Below are 20,442 nucleotides of genomic sequence, written 5' to 3'. Positions count from 1 at the left end.
AAATTGAGCACATTGGACATGAATCCTTTTGACTCTTTCGAAGCCTTTCAGGCAAATTGTACATCGCCGCAAGCAACAACTTCTATAGATGAAGATTGTGTCAATGGTGTTTATACAATTAATGTTGATGTAACCGACATGGGTGATGCAACAAGTTTGACAATTACTAATGACTTAGGTGCGCCTGATATGCCTGTGACAGAAACAGGTGTAGTTTCATTTGGACCAATTCCTGTAGGAACTGTTATTAATCTAGTTTTAGAACATGACCAAGATTCTCAATGCAATGTTGATTTAGGAGCTTTTAAGGATACTTGTCCAGCACCTAATGATACAATAGCAGGAGCAATACCTATTACACCATCAGCACCAGGCACAGGTTGTGACACTTTCACATTCTCCTACGATTTTGGTGACGGTTCTGTTTCTGATAGTGGTCTAAATACATCTTGTGATAACGAAAATACTGGTCATGATTTGTTTTTCTCATGGACTGCAACATCTTCTGCTTTAGTCTGGAATGATGGTGATGCTAACCCAGGTATTGCAATTCGACAATTAGATGGTACAGAAATTATTTGCGAATCATCATTCGCATCAGAAGATACTATTTTAAGTGGATGGAATGTAGGTGACGATTTGATAATTCAAATTTATGACACATATTCAGGAGCTACAAATACCTCTTTTTGTTTAGAAGAATTAACTTGTGCAGCACCAACAGATTTAGCACTTAATGAAACAAATGTTACATCTACGTCAGCTGAATTCACTTGGACAGTATCTGCTTCTGAAGAATTGGGTTACGACTGGGTTGTTATGGCAGAAGGAGAAGATCCTGCAGTTGACACACCAATAGAGTCTGGAACAACAAATCCAGGAGATACAGCTGTGACCGTGACTGGATTAACAGCAGCGACAGTTTATGATTTTTATATTTTATCAAACTGTGATGCGAATGGTCTAAGTGATTATGAAGGGCCAGAAAGTTTTCAAACGGCTTGTGAAACTTTTGTACCTGATTATTTAGAAGATTTTTCAGGTTTTCTACCAGTATGTTGGGAAGAAGCTGAAGATGGTGATTTTGCAACAGGGCCAGCAAGTTATGGTTCAGGCGCTTGGACACCTGATGGTTTTTTAAATAACAGATATTCAGGAGCTGCGCGTATTAATTTATCTACAACGACACGAAGTGAATGGTTAATTTCCCCAGCATTTGATTTATCAGTTGATGGTTATGAAGTTGTTTTTGATATTGGTATAACAGCATTTACAGGTTCAGACAATTCGGCAATGGGCTCAGATGATGAGGTTTATGCACTTTATTCTTTGGATGGTGTAACATGGACTGTATTACAAACTTGGGAAGCAGGAAGCGAACCATCTAATACAGGCGAGACCGTCGCTTTTGATTTATCTGGCATCACAGGAGCAAATGTTAAGTTTGCAATTTATGCAACTGATGGTGATGTAAATGATTCTGAAGATTACAATATTTTCATCGATAATTTTAAAGTCAGAACACCATTGATATGTCCTGAAGTTTACGATTTGTCAGTTTCAAACATAACGCAAACTGAAGCTGAACTGACCTGGACAGATAACACTGAAGCAGTTAATGGTTATGTCTGGCGTGTTTTTGAAGAAGGGGAAGATCCTGAAACAGCAACAGCTGTTGCAACTGGAACAACAACTGCTGGAGAAGTAACAGTTACTGTAACTGGTTTGTCAGCAAACTCTTCTTATGATGCTTACGTACAAGCAGATTGTGTTGCTGATTGGTTGAGCTATATATCTTCTGCTGTTCAATTTGAGACTGCTTTTGGTGCGACAATTGTAACACCTGGAACAACAGAGACAATTGATCACTGTTACGAAAATGATGATTTCAAAGAATGGTTGTTTGAGTCTTCAGATGGATCGACACTAACAATAGAGTTTGAGCAAGGAACGCTTGAAACAAACTACAGTGGAGGAACTTTTGATGATTTGATGATCTATGATGGTAATGATGACACAGGGATTGTTCTGTATGACTCTGATAACCCAATATCAGATGCTGGAGAATTAGAAGGCTTGATCTTTGTCGCTGAATCAGGAATGCTGTATATGACTTTAGATTCTGATATTTCTGGCTCATGTAAGTATGGAAGTCAAACAGAGATCATCTTTAATGTTGACGCAGGAACTGCTTCAAATTCAGATTTCTTTAGTGATGCAAACTTTAGTTACTATCCAAACCCAGTTGAATCGAGATTTGTGATTAATTCAACTTATGAATTGGAGCAAATTGTGATTTACAATATGTTGGGTCAGGAGGTGAGAGAAATTTCTCCACAGTCAACTGAAGTGAGTTTTGATTTAAGTGATGTTCAAGCTGGTGTTTATTTAGTAAAAGCAACAGTTGAAGGGCAAGTACAAACATTTAGATTAATCAAAGAATAAGTTTTATAATTTATTCATTAAAACAGAAACCCAAAGTGAAAGCTTTGGGTTTTTTTATTTTAATAATTAAAATATTTTCTCGTAAATTTTTATGATGTTCTTATTGTTTAAATGTAAAAAGTTATATTTTCGTTAATAATCAAAAATATAATTAAAATGAAAAAAATGACTTTTATTTTTGCTTTTCTGTTTGCCATATCGTGGCATAGTGAAGCAGCGCTATTTAGTTCAGAGAGTTTTGACTCTGAAAAATTGAGCACATTGGACATGAATCCTTTTGACTCTTTCGAAGCCTTTCAGGCAAATTGTACATCGCCGCAAGCAACAACTTCTATAGATGAAGATTGTGTCAATGGTGTTTATACAATTAATGTTGATGTAACCGACATGGGTGATGCAACAAGTTTGACAATTACTAATGACTTAGGTGCGCCTGATATGCCTGTGACAGAAACAGGTGTAGTTTCATTTGGACCAATTCCTGTAGGAACTGTTATTAATCTAGTTTTAGAACATGACCAAGATTCTCAATGCAATGTTGATTTAGGAGCTTTTAAGGATACTTGTCCAGCACCTAATGATACAATAGCAGGAGCAATACCTATTACACCATCAGCACCAGGCACAGGTTGTGACACTTTCACATTCTCCTACGATTTTGGTGACGGTTCTGTTTCTGATAGTGGTCTAAATACATCTTGTGATAACGAAAATACTGGTCATGATTTGTTTTTCTCATGGACTGCAACATCTTCTGCTTTAGTCTGGAATGATGGTGATGCTAACCCAGGTATTGCAATTCGACAATTAGATGGTACAGAAATTATTTGCGAATCATCATTCGCATCAGAAGATACTATTTTAAGTGGATGGAATGTAGGTGACGATTTGATAATTCAAATTTATGACACATATTCAGGAGCTACAAATACCTCTTTTTGTTTAGAAGAATTAACTTGTCCAGCACCGTCAGATTTGGTTGTTTCAAACATCACAACAACAGAAGCAGATTTAAGTTGGACTTCAAATGGAGGTGAAACAGAATGGTCAATTATTTATGGTGCTGAAGGTTTTGATCCAGCAACTGAAGGAACTGAAGTTGTTGATAATGATGGTGTTTTAGGCGTTTCATTAACGGGGTTAATGCCATCATCAATCTATGACTTCTATGTGAAAGCGAATTGTAGTCCTGCAGATGAAAGCTATTTCAGTCAATCCCAGATGTTTGCAACAGTATGTGAGGCGGTGACAACATATTTTTTAACTGAAAATTTTGATGGAACATGGTTTGGCAGTCCTGAAGCTCCTTTGTGTTGGACAGTTGTTAATAATGACAATGACGCGAGTACATGGAATAAATCATCACAATATATTACGCCTCATTCAGGAAGTTCTTTTGCTCAAGGAACAGGTAATAATGATGATTACCTGATCTCTCCGGCATTAGATTTATCTTCAAACTCAGATATGCAAATGTTATGGTTTGATGCTGTTGAAGGCGCATCATACAATAATACTTATGATGTTTTAGTGTCAACCACTGATATGCAAATCTCAAGTTTCACTGATAATTTAGGCACTTTTGATGTGGCTAACGAAGAATGGTTAGAGCATACACTAGATCTTTCTGCTTATGCTGGAGAAACAATTTATGTTGCTTTTCATCAAACTTATTCTGCTTCTAGTTATTGGGGGTTTGCGATTGATGATGTTACTTTTATGGAAGCGCCAACATGTATCAAACCTTCAGATGTTACAGCATCTAATATTTCAGGAAGTTCATTAGATTTATCCTGGAATCAAGAAGCGTCTGAAGTTAATGGTTACGAATGGTATATGATGCTTGAAAATGAAGATCTAGCTGTTGATACACCTATTCAAACAGGAACAACTGGAACAGGTGTAACAACAGTTAGTATTACTGGTTTGTCAGAAACAACAACTTATGATGTTTACGTGAGAACAGATTGTGGTGTTGAAGGCATGAGTGATTACTCTGATACTTTAACAGTAGAAACAACTGTAACTTGTGCAGCACCAACAGATTTAGCACTTAATGAAACAAATGTTACATCTACGTCAGCTGAATTCACTTGGACAGTGTCTGCTTCTGAAGAATTGGGTTACGACTGGGTTGTTATGGCAGAAGGAGAAGATCCTGAAATTGACACGCCAGTTGAATCTGGAACAACAAACCCAGGAGATTCAGCTGTGACCGTGACTGGATTAACAGCAGCGACAGTTTATGATTTTTATATTTTATCAAACTGTGATGCGAATGGTCTAAGTGATTATGAAGGGCCAGAAAGTTTTCAAACGGCTTGTGAAACTTTTGTACCTGATTATTTAGAAGATTTTTCAGGTTTTCTACCAGTATGTTGGGAAGAAGCTGAAGATGGTGATTTTGCAACAGGGCCAGCAAGTTATGGTTCAGGCGCTTGGACATCTGATGGTTTTTTAAATAACGGATATTCAGGAGCTGCGCGTATTAATTTATCTACAACGACACGAAGTGAATGGTTAATTTCCCCAGCATTTGATTTATCAGCTGATGGTTATGAAGTTGTTTTTGATATTGGTATAACAGCATTTATAGGTTCAGACAATTCGGCAATGGGCTCAGATGATGAGGTTTATGCACTTTATTCTTTGGATGGTGTAACATGGACTGTATTACAAACTTGGGAAGCAGGAAGCGAACCATCTAATACAGGCGAGACCGTCGCTTTTGATTTATCTGGCATCACAGGAGCAAATGTTAAGTTTGCAATTTATGCAACTGATGGTGATGTAAATGATTCTGAAGATTACTATATTTTCATCGATAATTTTAAAGTCAGAACACCATTGATATGTCCTGAAGTTTACGATTTGTCAGTTTCAAACATAACGCAAACTGAAGCTGATTTAACATGGACAGATAATACAGAAGCAGTGAATGGCTATGTGTGGAGTGTTTTTGAAGAAGGGGAAGATCCTGAAACAGCAACTGCTGTTGCAACAGGGTCAACTGCTGCTGGTGAAGTGACAGCGACCGTGAATGGTTTGTCTCCTAGTTCAACTTACCAGGCTTATGTTAGAGCAGATTGTGACACGGATGGAATGAGTACATATTCTGCATCTTCAACTTTCGAAACCTTGTTAGGTGCAGTAATAGTGACGCCAGGGACAACAGAATCTGGAACATATTGCTATGAGAATACTGATTTTAAAGAATGGTTGTTTGAGTCATCAGACGGTTCACCATTAACAATTGAGTTTATTCAAGGAACACTTGAAACTAACTTTAGTGGAGGGACTTGGGATGATTTAATGATTTACGATGGTTCAGATGATACAGGAGTTGTACTTTATGATTCAGATAATCCAACCACAACAGCAGGTGAGCTGGCAGGATTAATCTTTACTGCTCAGTCAGGAATGATGTACATCACATTAGATGCTGATTTCGGTGGATCATGTGCTTCGGGAGGTCAAACAGAGATTATCTTTAATGTTGACGCAGGAACCGCATCAAACCAAGATTTCTTTAGTGATGCAAACTTTAGTTACTATCCAAACCCAGTTGAATCGAGATTTGTGATTAATTCAACTTATGAATTGGAGCAAATTGTGATTTACAATATGTTGGGTCAGGAGGTGAGAGAAATTTCTCCAGAATCAACTGAAGTGAGTTTTGATTTAAGTGATGTTCAAGCTGGTGTTTATTTAGTAAAAGCAACGGTTAAAGGACAAACACAAACCTTTAGATTGATAAAAGAGTAAGTGTAAAACTTCACTCTAAATTATAAAACCTCAGAGCGCAAGTTCTGGGGTTTTTTGTTTCTAAAAAGTATGCTAGACTTCTTATTAATTACTCTATTTTTGCAAGATGTCATTTTATTTTTCATTTGTTATTCCCGTTTATAATCGACCGCAAGAGGTCGATGAATTACTTCAGAGTTTGACAGCCTTAGAGTATGATAAATCTTTTGAGATTGTCATTGTTGAGGATGGTTCTGAAGAGAGTTCTGAGGCTGTTGTTGAGCCTTATCAACAGTGGTTAGACATCACTTATTTTAAGAAAAAAAACACCGGTCCAGGTGATTCCAGAAACTATGGAATGCAACGTGCAAAAGGAAATTATTTCATTATTTTAGATAGTGATGTGATACTTCCTTCTTATTATTTAAAAAACATTGAAACTTCTTTAAATAATAATTATTTGGATTGTTTTGGAGGTGCTGATCGTGCACATGATTCTTTTTCAAATATACAGAAAGCCATAGATTTTTCAATGACTTCCTTGATAACGACAGGTGGCATCAGAGGAAACAATAATGTAAAGCAGTCTTATGAGCCTAGAAGTTTCAACATGGGAATTTCTGAAGCAGCTTTTAAAAAATCTGGAGGTTTTGGAAATATACATCCAGGGGAAGATCCTGACCTCTCAATTCGACTTAAAAAACTTGGTTTTAAATTAGGTTTTATACCTCAAGCTTATTTGTATCATAAACGTCGCATTGATTTTTCTAAATTTTACCAACAAGTCAGAAAATTTGGATTAGTCAGACCTATTTTAATCAAAAGATTTCCTGAAACTCAGAAGATCACTTTCTTCTTTCCAAGTGTTTTTATTCTTGGATTTATAGTCTCGCTGATGCTTTCATTCGTTGGCTTACCTTATTTCATTTGGCTTTACTTGATCTATTTTCTCATCGCCTTTGTTTCGGCTTTTATAAAATATAAATCTTTCAATGTTGCTTTTTATAGCATTATTGCTATTTTTATTCAGTTTTCAGGTTATGGTTTTGCATTTTTGCAGAGTTATTATCATTTTATCTTAACAGACAAAAACCCTCAAAAGAAATATCCATTTTTATTTTTTACTAAATGAAGAAAATAAATATCAAAAAAATCTTTCAAAATAGTAACAAAGCTTTTTTGTTTATTCTGATATCAACAAGCCTTATATGGTTTATATTGAAGTTATCAAAAACATACACTGATACAATTGAATTTAATTATGAATTAAAAAATCTACCCAAAAATAAAATAATTAAGAAATCGAATAATGAGATCATTAAGGTACAACTTGAAGCCACAGGAATTAAGTTTATCAGTTTTAGCTTATTTGAAAAAACTATATTGATAGATTTTAATCAGTTAGAGCAAGTTAATGATAATTATTATTTAGCAAATGAGCGTATCAAATCCGTCGTACAAGAAAATTTAGAATTGCCTAATGGAAGTTTTGATATCAAAACCAAAGATATCAACATCAGCACTTACAAGCTTTATTCTAAAAAAGTGGGAATTCAATCTCGTATCAACATTGATTTCGCAACTGGGTACGATTCTGTTGCTGATTTTCAGTTTTCACCTGACAGCTTAACGATTTACGGAAATCAAACTGTTTTAGATACAATTCAATTTGTTTCAACACAGCAGAAAACACTTCATAAAGTCAAAGAATCTCTTGAAGATCACATTGCGATTGACTTAAATCAACTTGATATTCATGATATTTCTCAAAAAGAAGTTGATTACAAATTGAAAGTCGCCAAATACACTGAGAAAAAAATCAAGCTTCCAATTGATGTGATCAATGTACCTGATAATATGAAGCTGTCTATTTTTCCTAAGGAAATTCAGATGAATATTGAGGTCGAACTTCAGCATTATGATGATATTACCAATAAAGATTTTCGTCTTATTTGTGATTATAAGAAACGTGAAAAAGATGATAATGTCTTGACGCCTTATCTTGATATGAAACCTAAACATATCAAAAACATACGTTTTAATACTTCAAAAGTTAATTACTTAATCAGGGAATGAAAAAAATTGGTTTAACAGGAGGAATTGGCAGTGGTAAATCAACTGTTGCAGCGCTTTTTAAGGAAAAGGGAGTTCCTGTTTTTATAGCCGATATTGAAGCGAAAAAGCTTTTTGAAGAAGAAGAAGTTGTCAACGAAATTAAAGAATGTTTTGGAAGCAGTGTGATTTCAAAGAACAGCATCGACCGAAAAGCTTTAGGTCAGATTGTTTTTTCAGATTCTGAAGAACTCAAGAAGCTCAACAACATAATTCATCCCAAAGTTCATCAAGCTTTTGAAAATTGGTTTGTTCAACAAAATTCGCCTTATATCATTTATGAAGCAGCAATTATTTTTGAACATAACAGACAATCATTTTTTGATAAAACACTTTTAGTGACAGCACCAAAAGCATTACGTATCGAAAGAGTGATGAAGCGAGATTCAGTCACTGAAGATGAGGTTTTAAGACGAATGGAGAACCAATGGTCTGAATCTCGGAAGGTAGAATTGGCAGACTATATCTTAAATAATGTTAAGATTGAAGATACTAAACAGCAAGTTAACAGGTTCGATAAAATATTTCATGGGATTTGAATTTAATCCTGCAAAGTCATGTTAACTTTAGGTTAAACGCTGAGTTCTGCGAATGTTAAAACAATAATTTCGCAGCTATGAATACGAGGTTGTTTAAAATTTTGATCATTGCAATGACGCTTGCACTTATCGGAATTATTTTCGTACAAGGCTATTGGATCAAGAGTAATGTAGAAAATAACGAAGAGCAGTTTTCCATTGCAGCAAAACAGATGTTAGTCAATGTTGTCAGCGACATTGAAGAACGTGAGGTCAATAAATACTACTTTGAATTGGCCAGTATTGCGGATTCTACCAAGCCAATTGAGAAGCAGCTTAGTGAACTTTTTCAGGTTAAAAAAGGTGACGTCTCTAGCGAGTATTTTGTGTATTCCAATAGTTTGATTCAAGAAGAATATAAAATCTCATCACAATTTTTAGCAGACGAAGAAGATTCAGTTTCTTTTAAGAAGATTACTTCAAAAAAATTAGCCACAAAGATATCTAGAAATGACGCTGACCAAGTCGATGGTGTTGGCTTGTCAGCTCAAGAGCGTTATCAGCGCATCAACCGTATTGAGGATGCTGAACGTTTTTTATTGCTTGATGTTGTTAAGGAAATGGCGTCTCAATTGCCTATTCATAAACGTATTGACACTACTGAAGTGAGAAGGATTATCGATTCTTATATCTCAAAATTAGATATCAATTCTGATTATGAATTTGGTATCTTCAGTAATGGTTTAAACACCAGAGTTCGCTCTGCTGATTTTAAACTAAATTCACCTTCAACTTACGGTATTCCTGTCTTTAAATACAATAATAACACATCGAGTTATCAACTTTTTATCAATTTTCAAGATAAGAAAAAAGCGATTTTATCGTCAATACTTTTAATGGCTATCTTGTCAGGTTCTTTCACTATTATTATTGTGTTTGTGTTTGCGACAGCCATTAATCAATTGATAAAACAAAGACAGATTTCTCAGATCAAGTCAGATTTTATCAATAATATGACGCACGAATTTAAAACACCTATTGCAACTATTAATTTGGCTTTAGATTCTGTGAAAAATCCTAAAATTTCTGAAAAACCAGAAATGGTTGCTCGATATTTAGAGATGATTCGTGAAGAGAATAAGCGTATGCATGCTCAGGTAGAAAATGTTTTGCGCATTTCTAAACTTGAAAAAAATGAGTTAGATATTAAGAAAGAAAAAGCCTCTTTGCATGAAATTATTGATTCTGCAGTGAGGCATGTGAGTCTAATTGTTAAGGATAGAGGTGGTTATATTGAAAAGCATTACAAAGCTAAAGACTGTACGATTTTGGCAAATAACTCACATTTTGTTAACGTTATTGTTAATATACTGGATAATGCCATTAAGTATTCGCCTGAATCCCCGGAAATTGATATTTTTACAGAAGTTGTTAAGAACTATATCGTTTTAAGTGTTAAAGATCATGGGGACGGAATGAATAAAACAACACAAAAGAAAATATTTCAAAAATTCTATCGCGAACACACAGGCGATGTTCACAATGTAAAAGGGCATGGACTTGGTCTAGCTTATGTGAAACAAATCGTCGATGACCACCACGGAGAGGTGAGTGTGGAAAGCGATAAGAATGCTGGAAGTACATTTATAATAAAATTACCATTAATATCATAAAACTATGGAAACTGAAAACAAAAAGATTTTACTTGTCGAAGATGATCCAAACTTTGGTATTGTTCTGAAAGATTATTTAGCTATGAATGATTTTGATGTGACACATGCCAAAAATGGAATGGAGGGTTTCGAGAAATTCAAAAAAGGAACTTATGACCTCTGTATACTCGATGTCATGATGCCTTACAAAGATGGATTCACTTTAGCAAAAGAAATCCGTGGCAAAAATGAAGATATTCCTATCATCTTTTTAACTGCAAAAGCAATGAAAGAAGATGTTTTGAAAGGATATAAAGTAGGTGCAGATGATTATTTAAATAAACCATTTGACAGTGAGGTTCTCTTGATGAAAATAAAGGCAATCATGCAACGCAAATCAAGTGACAGCTTAGCTGATAGCAAGCAGTTTGAATTTATAATTGGAAACTTCCACCTGAACTCTAAGCTACGTTTCTTAACTTATAAGGAGGAAGAGCCTATCAAATTATCTCCAAAAGAGAACGAATTGCTAAGATTACTTGCATTACATGAAAATGATTTAATGCCACGTGAACTTGCTTTAACTAAGATTTGGAGAGATGATAACTATTTTACTTCTCGTAGTATGGATGTTTACATCGCTAAACTTAGAAAGTATTTGAAGAAAGATGATTTAGTTGAAATCCTGAACATTCACGGTGAAGGATTCCGTTTAGTTGTTAAAGACGAAAGTGGAAAGAGCACGTATTAAAAAATAGGATAAATTCAGTTTCAAAAAACGATACTTATTGCAATCTCTAAGATTGCAATAAGTATTTATCCTTTAATTTTTTAATAATTTCTTCAGGAGTTTTTTGATAATTAAACCAATTGACTCTATCGTCTTTTCTATACCATGTCAATTGACGTTTTGCAAATCTTCTTGTATTCGTTTTGATATTTTCAATCGCTTTCTCTAAAGAGACATTACCATCCATAAATTCAAAAAGCTCTTTATAACCAACTGTGTTGAGTGTATTTAAAGTTTTATATTTCTCTAAACTTTTGGCTTCTTCTAATAAACCATTTTTAAGCATGATATCAACACGTTGATTGATGCGATCATAGATGATTCTTCTGTCAGCATCCAGGCCAACAATTATATTCCTGAAGTGACGTTTATTTTCTGTTTGTCCCAAAAAACCTGAAAATCTCTTTCCACTTGATAAACAAATGGATAATGCTCTAATGACGCGTTGATGATTTTCTAAATCAACATTCTTAGCATAGTCTGGGTCCAATTCGATTAATTTATTTGCTAATTTCTCAATACCATTTTTGCGATTTGCTTCGTTTAAGGTGTCTAAGATATTTTGATCAACCTCAGGAAATTTATCTAATCCTTTAGTTACAGCCTTTTCATAAAGGCCACTTCCGCCAACCATAATGGCAACAGACTTTTCTTTGAAAAGTTTTTCTAATGTAGCTAAAGCTTCTTTTTCAAAATCACCGACAGTGTAAGTATCATGAATTGATTTATGTTGAATGAAATGATGTTTTGCTGTTGATAATTCTTCTTGAGAAGGAACTGCAGTTCCAATTTGCATTTCTTTGTAGAATTGACGTGAATCTGAAGATAATATTTCAGTATCAAAATATCTCGCCAATTGAATGGCCAATGCTGTTTTACCAATGGCTGTTGGCCCAATAATGCTGATTAAATAATTGTTTTTCAAAGAATTATTTTTTTAAAGAATATCCACAATTCTGACAAAATTTAGCATCATCAAGATGATCTTTTTCATTACAATTAAAACAAGATTGTGTCTGCGTTTGATTATTTGAGTTTTGTACAAATTCAGATGAGACTATTCCTGTAGGTACAGCGATAACACCATAACCCAAAACCATAATAAGTGTTGCAATGGATTGACCTAAAGGCGTGACAGGGTGTATATCACCAAAACCTACAGTTGTTAAAGTAACGATTGTCCAATAAATACTCACCGGTATTGAAGTGAAGCCATGTTCTGGACCTTCTACAAGATACATGATTGTTCCCGCTATAAATGAAATAATAACAACGCTAAATACAAAAATCATGATTTTAGGTAAACTCGACCTTAAAGCAATCATCAAACGATTTCCAGCACCGATGTAACGTGTTATTTTTAAAATTCTAAAGACCCTCAAAAGTCTTAAAGCTCTGAGCGTCATTAAAGCGTAACTTGTTGTGAAGAAAAAACTGATGTAGAGTGGGAGTGTCGAGAGTAAGTCAACAATACCATAGAAACTAAAAATATATTTTATCGGTTTTTTGATACAAATTATTCTGAGAATGTACTCAATTGTAAAAATAATCGTGATGATCCATTCAGCATAATAAAAGTAATCATGGTATTGATCATAAATACTTTGTACGCTGTCGAGCATCACAAGAATTATACTAATTGCAATAACAATAAGAAGGATGACATCAAAGATTTTACCTTTTCTTGTGTCAGCTTCGTAAATTATTTCATGTAATTTCTCTTTCCAACTCATACAGAAAACTCTAAAAATTCAATTTTCAATTTTTTTTCATTTTTTCGAATATACGACTGAAAAATATGTCTAGCATCTCTGTCATCATTAATTTTAACGAGATTTTGTTCAATGTCAGATTTTAAATTTCTTTTATCAGAATTGACATAAGCATAGCCTTTCATCTTTCCTTTTTCGGTAAGAATAATGGCTTCTTCATTTTTTTGACGCCCACGATCATAAACAATCAAGTTTTCTTGAGGCATTTGATAATGATCAATAATTTCATTAACTCTTAGATTATAAAGCTCAGCACTTTCTTCTGAAATACATGCGCCTTTACATTTTTTGATACCGTAATTGAAGCAAGGGCCTTGCGTTTTGTGTAAATCTGTCAGTTTTAGACATAAATCATATTTCTCGACACAGGCTGCTAAAAATTTTCGTCCTTGTTTTAGGGTTGTAAAACTCGTGATATAACTTTTATCCTTTGTTTCATCAATTTTCTTAAGATTCAATACTTGATAGCCTTCCTTATTTTTAGAAGTATAAAGTCCGTAAGAAAAAATATCTTTTTTTAAAGCACGATTATATTTTGGTTTTTGTTTTTTAATGTTTTGATTTTCAATCAATAAGGCGATGAGTTCATTGCCGGTTGTTTCAAAAGAAATACGATTAATTTCATCCCTAATCTTTTTTGATTTATGACTTGAATTTGCAAAATGTTGCTGAATTCTTTTCTTGATATTTTTACTTTTTCCTATATAAATAATTTCATCATCTTCATTGTAAAAAAAATAAACACCTATTGATTGCGGTAGTTTTTCTAATAAATCAGTTGCCTTTTTATCTTTTATAAATTTAGGATTTTGAGTTATTTGAAGCTTGATGAGATCTTCTGAATTTTCTTTACTCAAAAGCAATTCAAAAAGCTTTACAGTCGCCAAAGCATCACCACTTGCGCGATGTCTATTTTGGATAGGAATCTCAAGTTTCTTGACGAGCTTTCCTAAGCTGTAAGATTTTAAATTTGGCAATAACTTTTCAGCAAGTTTGATTGTGCATAAAGTTTGTCTTTCAAATTTATAACCTAGCCTATCAAACTCTAAGCGTAGCATGCGATAGTCAAATTTTGCGTTATGCGCAACGATAATGCAGCCTTCAGTAATCTCAATAATGCGTTTTGCTATTTCATAGAATTTGGGTTGGTCGTGAAGCATTTGATTATTAATGCCTGTCAAACCGATAACAAAAGATTGAATTTTTCGCTCTGGATTAACCAAACTGACAAATTCATCAACAATTTTGTTGCCATCATGTTTGTAGATTGCAATTTCGGTAATACCTTCTTCATTGTATTTACCACCAGTTGATTCTATGTCGAGTATTACATACAAATTCTAATAATTTCTTTCACCAAAAATAGAACTTCCGACGCGAACCATATTGGAGTCGTGAGCGATTGCAACTTCATAATCACCACTCATACCCATTGATAAAGTATCAAATTCTGAATATTCTTTTTCCAACTTGTGATATAAGTTCTGTAAGATAGAAAATTCATGTTTAAGTTGTTCTTCATCATCAGTGAAGGTTGCCATGCCCATTAAGCCTTTAATACGAACATTTTCAAAATTATTTAAGCGTTCGTCTTTTAAAAATGCCTCAGTTTCATTAACAGACATTCCATATTTTGAATCTTCATCAGCGATTTTCACTTGTAATAAACAATCAATAACGCGATTGTTTTGCTTTGCACGTTTATTGATTTCTTTTAGTAATTTCATTTTATGAACAGCATGAACAAGCGTCACAAAAGGCGCCATATATTTAACCTTGTTTGACTGTACATGGCCGATCATGTGCCACTCAATGTCTTTTGGCAAGCTTTCATATTTGTCTGCCATTTCTTGTATTTTGTTTTCTCCAAAAACACGATGACCAGCATTGTAAGCTTCCATGATGTCACTTTCAGGTTTTGTTTTGGAAACAGCGACTAATATGACTTTCTTATCAATTTGACTTTTAATTTCCTCAAGATTTTGAGCAATTTTGACTGACATAAATTTATTATTTATAAAAAATACAAGATAATAGTTTTCCTTGACTGAAGCATTTAAAACTCATAAATAGTGATTCCGCTTCTCAGTTTTGGATCAATATAAGTTGTTTTAGGTGGCATCACTAAACTCTCATCAGCGATGCGCTTCATTTCTTGAACTGTCACAGGAAAAAGACCAAAACCAACACGATAACTTCCATTGTCAATCGCGCCTTTAACATAAGTCATATCCTTTTGACCTTGCACATATTTGATGCGTTTATCATGTCGAAGATCACTGATGCCTAAGATGGGTTCTAAAACTGTTTTAAACAGAATTTGAGCATCTAATTGAGAAAGTGAATCTGTGAATTTATATGAGTTTTTCCTTAAAGCTAGTGAGTAGAATTCATTGTCAAGGTACATACTAAACCTATGCTTTCCTCCAGGTTTATAATAGTTTTGACCTCTGTTTTCAATTTTGAAATATTCGTCTAAACGAATTAAAAAACTCTCTTTGCTCAAACCGTTCAATGATTGAATCAAACGATTGAATTCAAAAATTTGAAGCTGATTTTCAGGAATTAAAAAGCTCATAAAGAAATTATAAGCTTCTTTTCCTGTATGTTTCTTGTTTTCCTCTGCAATAGCAGCTCTTAATGAAATAGAGGAGTTTGTTCTGTGATGTCCATCAGCAATATAGAAATGCGACATTTTATTGAATTCTTCTTGAATACTTTTAATGTCTCCTTTATCCTTGATTAACCATAAATAATGCGTTTCGCGTGAAGTTGTTGTAAATTCATACTCAGCGCGATCCTTCATCATTTTTTGTTTGATTTCTTCAATCTTACTGTTTTTAGGATGCGTCAATAGAACAGGATCAGCGTTAAACCTGACTGTCTTTAGATAATCGTTATAAACTTCAACTTTTTCTGAAATGGTATCTTCATGTTTTCTGATAACTCTATTTTCATAATCATCAACTGAAGCAGCACCAACAATACCTACAAATTCTATTTTTTTACGATAAACAATTTTATGCAAATAGAAGTTGGCAGTTTTGTCTTGAATAAAACTGCCATCTTCCTTAAATTCATCATATCTATTCTTAACAAGTTTAAAGCGTTGCGGACCAGAGATTTCTTTATGATACTTATAACCAGGATTAACAATGTGCAAAAATGAAAAAGGATTGTTGTCCAATCTCGCTTCTAATTGCGCTTTAGTATAAGTTTCATAAGGTCTTGAGGCAATCAAACCTACTTTATCTCTTGAGGGTCGAACTGCCTTGAAAGGATTGACTAAGGGCATATCTACGCTGCGCTAAATTGACTTGAAACCTTTTCGGCTTTTTTAGATTCGCTGTAATCGTAAAAACCTTCGCCAGATTTTACGCCCATTTTTCCAGCTCTTACCATATTGACAAGGAGTGGGCAAGGTGCGTATTTTGGATTTTTAAATCCGTCGTACATCACTTCTAAAATTGATAAGCAAACATCTAAACCAATAAAGTCAGCTAATTGCAAAGGTCCCATTGGATGAGCCATTCCTAGTTTCATCACAGTGTCAATTTCTTTTACACCAGCAACATCATTATATAAAGTTTCAACAGCTTCATTGATCATTGGCATTAAAATACGGTTAGCAACGAAACCTGGATAATCATTAACTTCTGTAGGAACTTTTTTCAAGCTCTTAGAAAGTTCAACGATTGTGTCATTAGTTTCATTACTTGTGTTGTAACCTCTGATGATTTCTACAAGTTTCATGATTGGCACTGGATTCATAAAGTGCATGCCAATAACTTTTTCAGCACGTTTTGTCACTGCTGCAATTTTAGTAATCGGAATTGAACTTGTATTTGAAGCTAAAATTGTATTTTCAGGACAAATCTCATCGAGTTGTTTAAAAAGATCAAGCTTAATTTTTTCATTTTCGGTGGCAGCTTCAACAACCAAATCAACAGATTTTGCACCTTCTTTTAAATCGGTAAAAGTTGTGATATGATCTAAAGTTGACTTTTTATCATCTTCACTAATTTTTTCTTTAGAAAGCATTCTGTCAAGATTTTTGGTAATGGTTGCCATTCCTTTATCAAGACTTTCTTGTGAAATATCGATTAAATTGACTTTATAGCCAAATTGAGCAAAAGTGTGTGCAATACCATTTCCCATTGATCCTGCACCAATAACTGCTATATTTTTCATAAAATTAAATTTTTGTGATTAATTGTCAAATGCTGCAATAATCTGTTTAGCAACACGTAAAGCTTCAGCACCTTGCTCTAAACTTACAATTGGTGTTGTATCGTTTTTGATGGCAAGTGCAAAAGTTTCGAGTTCATCTAAGATTGCATTATTTGATTCAATATCTGGATTTTCAAAGTAAATTTGTTTTTTGACACCTTCAGCATTTTGCAAAATCATCGCAAAATCATCAGGATTTTCTGGTGCATCTTTCATACGAACGACTTCAGTTTTCTTCTCTAAAAAGTCAACAGAAACGTAAGCATCTTTTTGAAAGAAACGTGATTTACGCATGTTTTTTAATGAAATACGACTCGCAGTTAGGTTGGCAACACAATTGTTTTCAAATTGAATTCTTGCATTGGCAATATCTGGCGTTTCTGAAATAACAGAAACACCACTTGCATTGATCGATTTCACTTTTGATTTGACTAAACTCAAAATCGCATCAATATCATGTATCATTAAATCAAGAACAACAGGAACATCAGTTCCTCTTGGGTTAAATTCTGCTAAACGATGCGCTTCAATAAACATCGGATCTTTAATGGTAGGAATGGCAGCTCTAAACGCTGGATTAAAACGTTCAACATGCCCAACCTGACCTTTAACTTGATGTTTTTTGGCTAAAGAAATCAATGTCTCAGCTTCTTCAGCAGTGTTTGTAATTGGTTTTTCTATAAATATATGCTTACCAGCCTCAACACATTTTTTTGCTGTTTCGAAATGTGCCATTGTCGGTGTGACAATATCAACTACATCAACATGATTAATAAGTTCATCTAAGTTATCAAAAAGGTGATAACCAGCATCTTGACTCAGTTTTTGAGCATTGTCTGTGTCAGGATCGTAAAATCCTACGAGTTGGTAATGTTCTGACTCTTTAAGAAGTCTTAAATGGATTTTGCCAAGGTGTCCAGCACCCAAAACGCCAACTTTAAGCATATAATATGGTTTTCCACAAAAATAACATTTCTTTTGAGAAATGATAGTTCTCCATTGGATTGATTCAATCTAAACTTATAGATGAAGCTCTTTTTTAATTTGAATTAAGAAGTGTTTATGGTGAGTTGAAAATTGTGTTTTAAATTTTATCTCTTTTCTAGCTTCTCTTTAAAGACATCAAATATTTTCTATTTTTACATTTTCTAATTTTGAAGAAGTGAAAGACGGGTTTAGACAACAAGGAAAGCGAAATCAGCTTGTAGAATTATTGAGAGAAAAAGGAATTTCTGATGAAAAAGTTTTATCAGCAATAGGCTCTATACCTCGACATTTATTTATGGATAGCAGTTTTGAGGATCATGCTTATCAAGATAAAGCTTTTCCTATTGGTGCAGGACAAACAATTTCTCAGCCTTTTACAGTGGCTTTTCAAACACAACTTTTAGAAGTAAAATCCGATGAAAAAATTCTTGAAATCGGAACAGGAAGTGGTTATCAGGCCGCTGTTTTATGTGAATTAGGAGCGAGACTTTACACTATTGAACGCCAACAAGAGTTATTCAAAAAAACTCAGAAATTTCTGGACAAATTAGGTTATCGACCAAAATACATGTCTTTTGGCGATGGCTACAAAGGCTTAAAAGAATACGCACCTTTTGATAAAATTATTGTAACTGCAGGTGCGCCTTTTGTTCCAAAACCTTTGCTATCACAACTAAAAGTGGGAGGGAAGCTTGTGATTCCCGTTGGAGAAAATCCTCAAATTATGACACTTTTTGATCGAAAATCTCAACGCAATTTTGATAAGCAAACTTTTGGAGAATTTCGTTTTGTTCCCTTATTAGAAAATAAATCTTGATCTACTATGTTTTTTGCGTTTCCGACTTTAACTTGCATCAGGATTTAAAACTTTTTTAACATCAAGCCGTTTCAGAAAATTTTATCACAATTCATCTTTTTAAAAGTCACTTCTTTTAATGCCTTATCAGTGACTTTAAAGGTTTTGGTAGCTTTGGTAACTTCTAAATTGAGTGCAATATATCTTGGTCCTTCTGGGTTAACGATGTTAGGAAACCTCAGAAATGGTCTTGCTATTTTTCAAAAATTTTCAACAGCTGGTGTTGAAAATGCTGTTGTTAAATATGGTGTTGAAACTAGAAATGATCACCGCCAGCGAAAAGAATTTCAGACAACACTTTTTTTTTATGTGAGTGTTTTTTGTTTGCTTACAGCTTTAAGTTGTTTGTTTTTTGCTAATGCATTGAGCAATTATATTTTTGATGAGTCGACTTATGCAATACATATCCGAATTCTAGGCTTGATTTTACCTTTACACGTTGCAAATATATTTTTGCTAGCCTTGATGAGGGCCCACGCTTACTTTAATCGTGTTATAAAAATTAACAGCATCAGTTATCTTGTGAATTTGATTCTTTTTTCTGGGCTTATTTATTTTTATGGTTTATCAGGAGCGCTTTTTGCATTAATTATTTTACCGTCAGTCTTGTTTTTTGTGACCTTAGGTTTTGCCTATCGTTCAGAACTTGTTTTTGTCAGCTTTTCAAAAGAATTTATTTCTTCTAAAATGATGAAAAGTTTTGGTGAATTTTCTGTAATGACGCTGATTTCTGGCGTGAGTTTCCCTATTGCTTATTTGTCAATTCGTCAATTATTAACGCATGAATTATCCATTCAAGAAGCAGGTTATTGGGAAGCAATTTTTAGAATATCGAATTTATACCTGATGTTTGTGATCACCTTAATGAACTTAATATTATTACCGAAATTAGCTGAAGCTAAGAATATGTTCCAATTTCGAGAAATAGTTTTTAATTTCTACAAAAACATACTGCCACTATTTTTTGGAGGATTAATTTTGGTTTATATTCTCAAAGAATGGATTATTCGTTTGGTGTTAACAGAAGAATTTTTGCCAGTTGAAGATTTATTTTTATGGCAAATGATCGGTGATGTTTTTCGCGTGCTAGCACTTGTGATGGTGTATCAATTTCATGCAAAGAAAATGTTTTGGCATTATATATTAACCGATTTATTCCTTGCAGCTTCTCTTTATTTTAGCACTTACTTTTTGATTGATTTGTATGACTTAAAAAGCGTTGTCATTGGACACGCATTTACATATTTCATTTATTTTCTCATTATCTTATTTATCTTTAGAAAGCCTATATTAATCCCTGTTGTAAAACCAACTCAAGAAGATAGCACTATTTGAT

Annotated in this window: 16 protein-coding genes; 9 read left to right on the top strand and 7 right to left on the bottom strand. The window is 33.8% G+C overall.

The window, feature by feature from the left end; genetic code table 11:
* The 7 genes from CAP47_RS11280 to CAP47_RS11250 form a co-directional block, all read left to right on the top strand.
* On the top strand, positions 1-2,445 hold a 2,445-nt coding region (locus tag CAP47_RS11280), incomplete at its 5' end, for a T9SS type A sorting domain-containing protein (protein WP_153043519.1).
* Between the two features lie 156 nt (positions 2,446-2,601).
* Entirely contained in the window at positions 2,602-6,210 is a 3,609-nt protein-coding gene (locus CAP47_RS11275) for a T9SS-dependent choice-of-anchor J family protein (protein WP_100776708.1), read from the top strand.
* A 106-nt stretch (positions 6,211-6,316) separates the two neighbouring features.
* Positions 6,317-7,321, top strand: a complete 1,005-nt coding sequence (locus CAP47_RS11270) for a glycosyltransferase (RefSeq protein ID WP_100776707.1) — start codon at positions 6,317-6,319, stop codon at positions 7,319-7,321.
* A gap of 86 nt (positions 7,322-7,407) precedes the next feature.
* The gene (locus CAP47_RS11265) at positions 7,408-8,265 is read left to right on the top strand and encodes a hypothetical protein (protein WP_153043518.1); all 858 of its coding nucleotides are present in this window, start codon (positions 7,408-7,410) and stop codon (positions 8,263-8,265) included.
* Positions 8,262-8,840: a dephospho-CoA kinase gene (coaE, locus tag CAP47_RS11260; protein ID WP_100776705.1), complete on the top strand. Its 579-nt coding sequence runs from the start codon at positions 8,262-8,264 to the stop codon at positions 8,838-8,840. Before CAP47_RS11265 ends, coaE begins: the two co-directional genes overlap by 4 nt.
* 77 nt (positions 8,841-8,917) lie before the next feature.
* A complete protein-coding gene (locus tag CAP47_RS11255) occupies positions 8,918-10,492 on the top strand; it encodes a sensor histidine kinase (RefSeq protein WP_100776704.1) in 1,575 nt (524 codons plus the stop codon).
* Positions 10,493-10,496: 4 nt separating this feature from the next.
* Positions 10,497-11,222, top strand: a complete 726-nt coding sequence (locus tag CAP47_RS11250; protein ID WP_093239640.1) for a response regulator transcription factor — start codon at positions 10,497-10,499, stop codon at positions 11,220-11,222.
* Between the two features lie 46 nt (positions 11,223-11,268).
* Here the strand turns inward: CAP47_RS11250 and miaA are convergent, their stop codons facing one another.
* From miaA to CAP47_RS11215, 7 genes are read right to left on the bottom strand one after another with little or no spacing between them, the layout of a single operon-like run.
* Positions 11,269-12,186 carry a tRNA (adenosine(37)-N6)-dimethylallyltransferase MiaA gene (miaA, locus tag CAP47_RS11245; RefSeq protein ID WP_100776703.1) on the bottom strand — a complete coding sequence of 306 codons (918 nt, stop codon included), beginning with the start codon at positions 12,184-12,186 and terminating at the stop codon, positions 11,269-11,271.
* A 4-nt stretch (positions 12,187-12,190) separates the two neighbouring features.
* A complete protein-coding gene (locus CAP47_RS11240; protein WP_100776702.1) occupies positions 12,191-12,994 on the bottom strand; it encodes an ion transporter in 804 nt (267 codons plus the stop codon).
* A complete protein-coding gene (locus CAP47_RS11235) occupies positions 12,991-14,370 on the bottom strand; it encodes an exonuclease domain-containing protein (RefSeq protein ID WP_100776701.1) in 1,380 nt (459 codons plus the stop codon). Before CAP47_RS11235 ends, CAP47_RS11240 begins: the two co-directional genes overlap by 4 nt.
* Before the next feature lie 3 nt (positions 14,371-14,373).
* Positions 14,374-15,036: a YggS family pyridoxal phosphate-dependent enzyme gene (locus CAP47_RS11230; protein ID WP_100776700.1), complete on the bottom strand. Its 663-nt coding sequence runs from the start codon at positions 15,034-15,036 to the stop codon at positions 14,374-14,376.
* Positions 15,037-15,089: 53 nt separating this feature from the next.
* Complete coding sequence (locus tag CAP47_RS11225) at positions 15,090-16,328, bottom strand: DUF1015 domain-containing protein (RefSeq protein ID WP_100776699.1); 1,239 nt, start codon at positions 16,326-16,328, stop codon at positions 15,090-15,092.
* Between the two features lie 2 nt (positions 16,329-16,330).
* Positions 16,331-17,224 carry a 3-hydroxyacyl-CoA dehydrogenase family protein gene (locus CAP47_RS11220; protein ID WP_100776698.1) on the bottom strand — a complete coding sequence of 298 codons (894 nt, stop codon included), beginning with the start codon at positions 17,222-17,224 and terminating at the stop codon, positions 16,331-16,333.
* Between the two features lie 18 nt (positions 17,225-17,242).
* Positions 17,243-18,208: a Gfo/Idh/MocA family protein gene (locus CAP47_RS11215; RefSeq protein ID WP_100776697.1), complete on the bottom strand. Its 966-nt coding sequence runs from the start codon at positions 18,206-18,208 to the stop codon at positions 17,243-17,245.
* Positions 18,209-18,425: 217 nt separating this feature from the next.
* On the opposite strand from CAP47_RS11215, the gene CAP47_RS11210 reads away from it, so the two are divergent.
* Both CAP47_RS11210 and CAP47_RS11205 read left to right on the top strand, forming a co-directional pair.
* Positions 18,426-19,067 (top strand): protein-L-isoaspartate(D-aspartate) O-methyltransferase, encoded by a 642-nt coding sequence (locus CAP47_RS11210; RefSeq protein WP_100776696.1) that lies wholly within the window; start codon positions 18,426-18,428, stop codon positions 19,065-19,067.
* A 60-nt stretch (positions 19,068-19,127) separates the two neighbouring features.
* Complete coding sequence (locus tag CAP47_RS11205) at positions 19,128-20,441, top strand: O-antigen translocase (RefSeq protein ID WP_100776695.1); 1,314 nt, start codon at positions 19,128-19,130, stop codon at positions 20,439-20,441.
* The last annotated feature ends 1 nt before the right edge of the window (position 20,442 follow it).

The organism is Psychroflexus sp. S27, from assembly GCF_002810405.1.
Classification (GTDB): domain Bacteria; phylum Bacteroidota; class Bacteroidia; order Flavobacteriales; family Flavobacteriaceae; genus Psychroflexus; species Psychroflexus halocasei_A.
This window is presented reverse-complemented; position numbering and strand designations above follow the sequence as displayed.

Bases quoted from the DNA above. Each gene is read 5' to 3' on its own strand.
- CAP47_RS11275 (WP_100776708.1), top strand. From the start codon at position 2,602: ATGAAAAAAATGACTTTTATTTTTGCTTTTCTGTTTGCCATATCGTGG.
- CAP47_RS11270 (WP_100776707.1), top strand. From the start codon at position 6,317: ATGTCATTTTATTTTTCATTTGTTATTCCCGTTTATAATCGACCGCAA.
- coaE (WP_100776705.1), top strand. From the start codon at position 8,262: ATGAAAAAAATTGGTTTAACAGGAGGAATTGGCAGTGGTAAATCAACT.
- CAP47_RS11255 (WP_100776704.1), top strand. From the start codon at position 8,918: ATGAATACGAGGTTGTTTAAAATTTTGATCATTGCAATGACGCTTGCA.
- CAP47_RS11250 (WP_093239640.1), top strand. From the start codon at position 10,497: ATGGAAACTGAAAACAAAAAGATTTTACTTGTCGAAGATGATCCAAAC.
- CAP47_RS11240 (WP_100776702.1), bottom strand. From the start codon at position 12,994: ATGAGTTGGAAAGAGAAATTACATGAAATAATTTACGAAGCTGACACA.
- CAP47_RS11230 (WP_100776700.1), bottom strand. From the start codon at position 15,036: ATGTCAGTCAAAATTGCTCAAAATCTTGAGGAAATTAAAAGTCAAATT.
- CAP47_RS11225 (WP_100776699.1), bottom strand. From the start codon at position 16,328: ATGCCCTTAGTCAATCCTTTCAAGGCAGTTCGACCCTCAAGAGATAAA.
- CAP47_RS11220 (WP_100776698.1), bottom strand. From the start codon at position 17,224: ATGAAAAATATAGCAGTTATTGGTGCAGGATCAATGGGAAATGGTATT.
- CAP47_RS11215 (WP_100776697.1), bottom strand. From the start codon at position 18,208: ATGCTTAAAGTTGGCGTTTTGGGTGCTGGACACCTTGGCAAAATCCAT.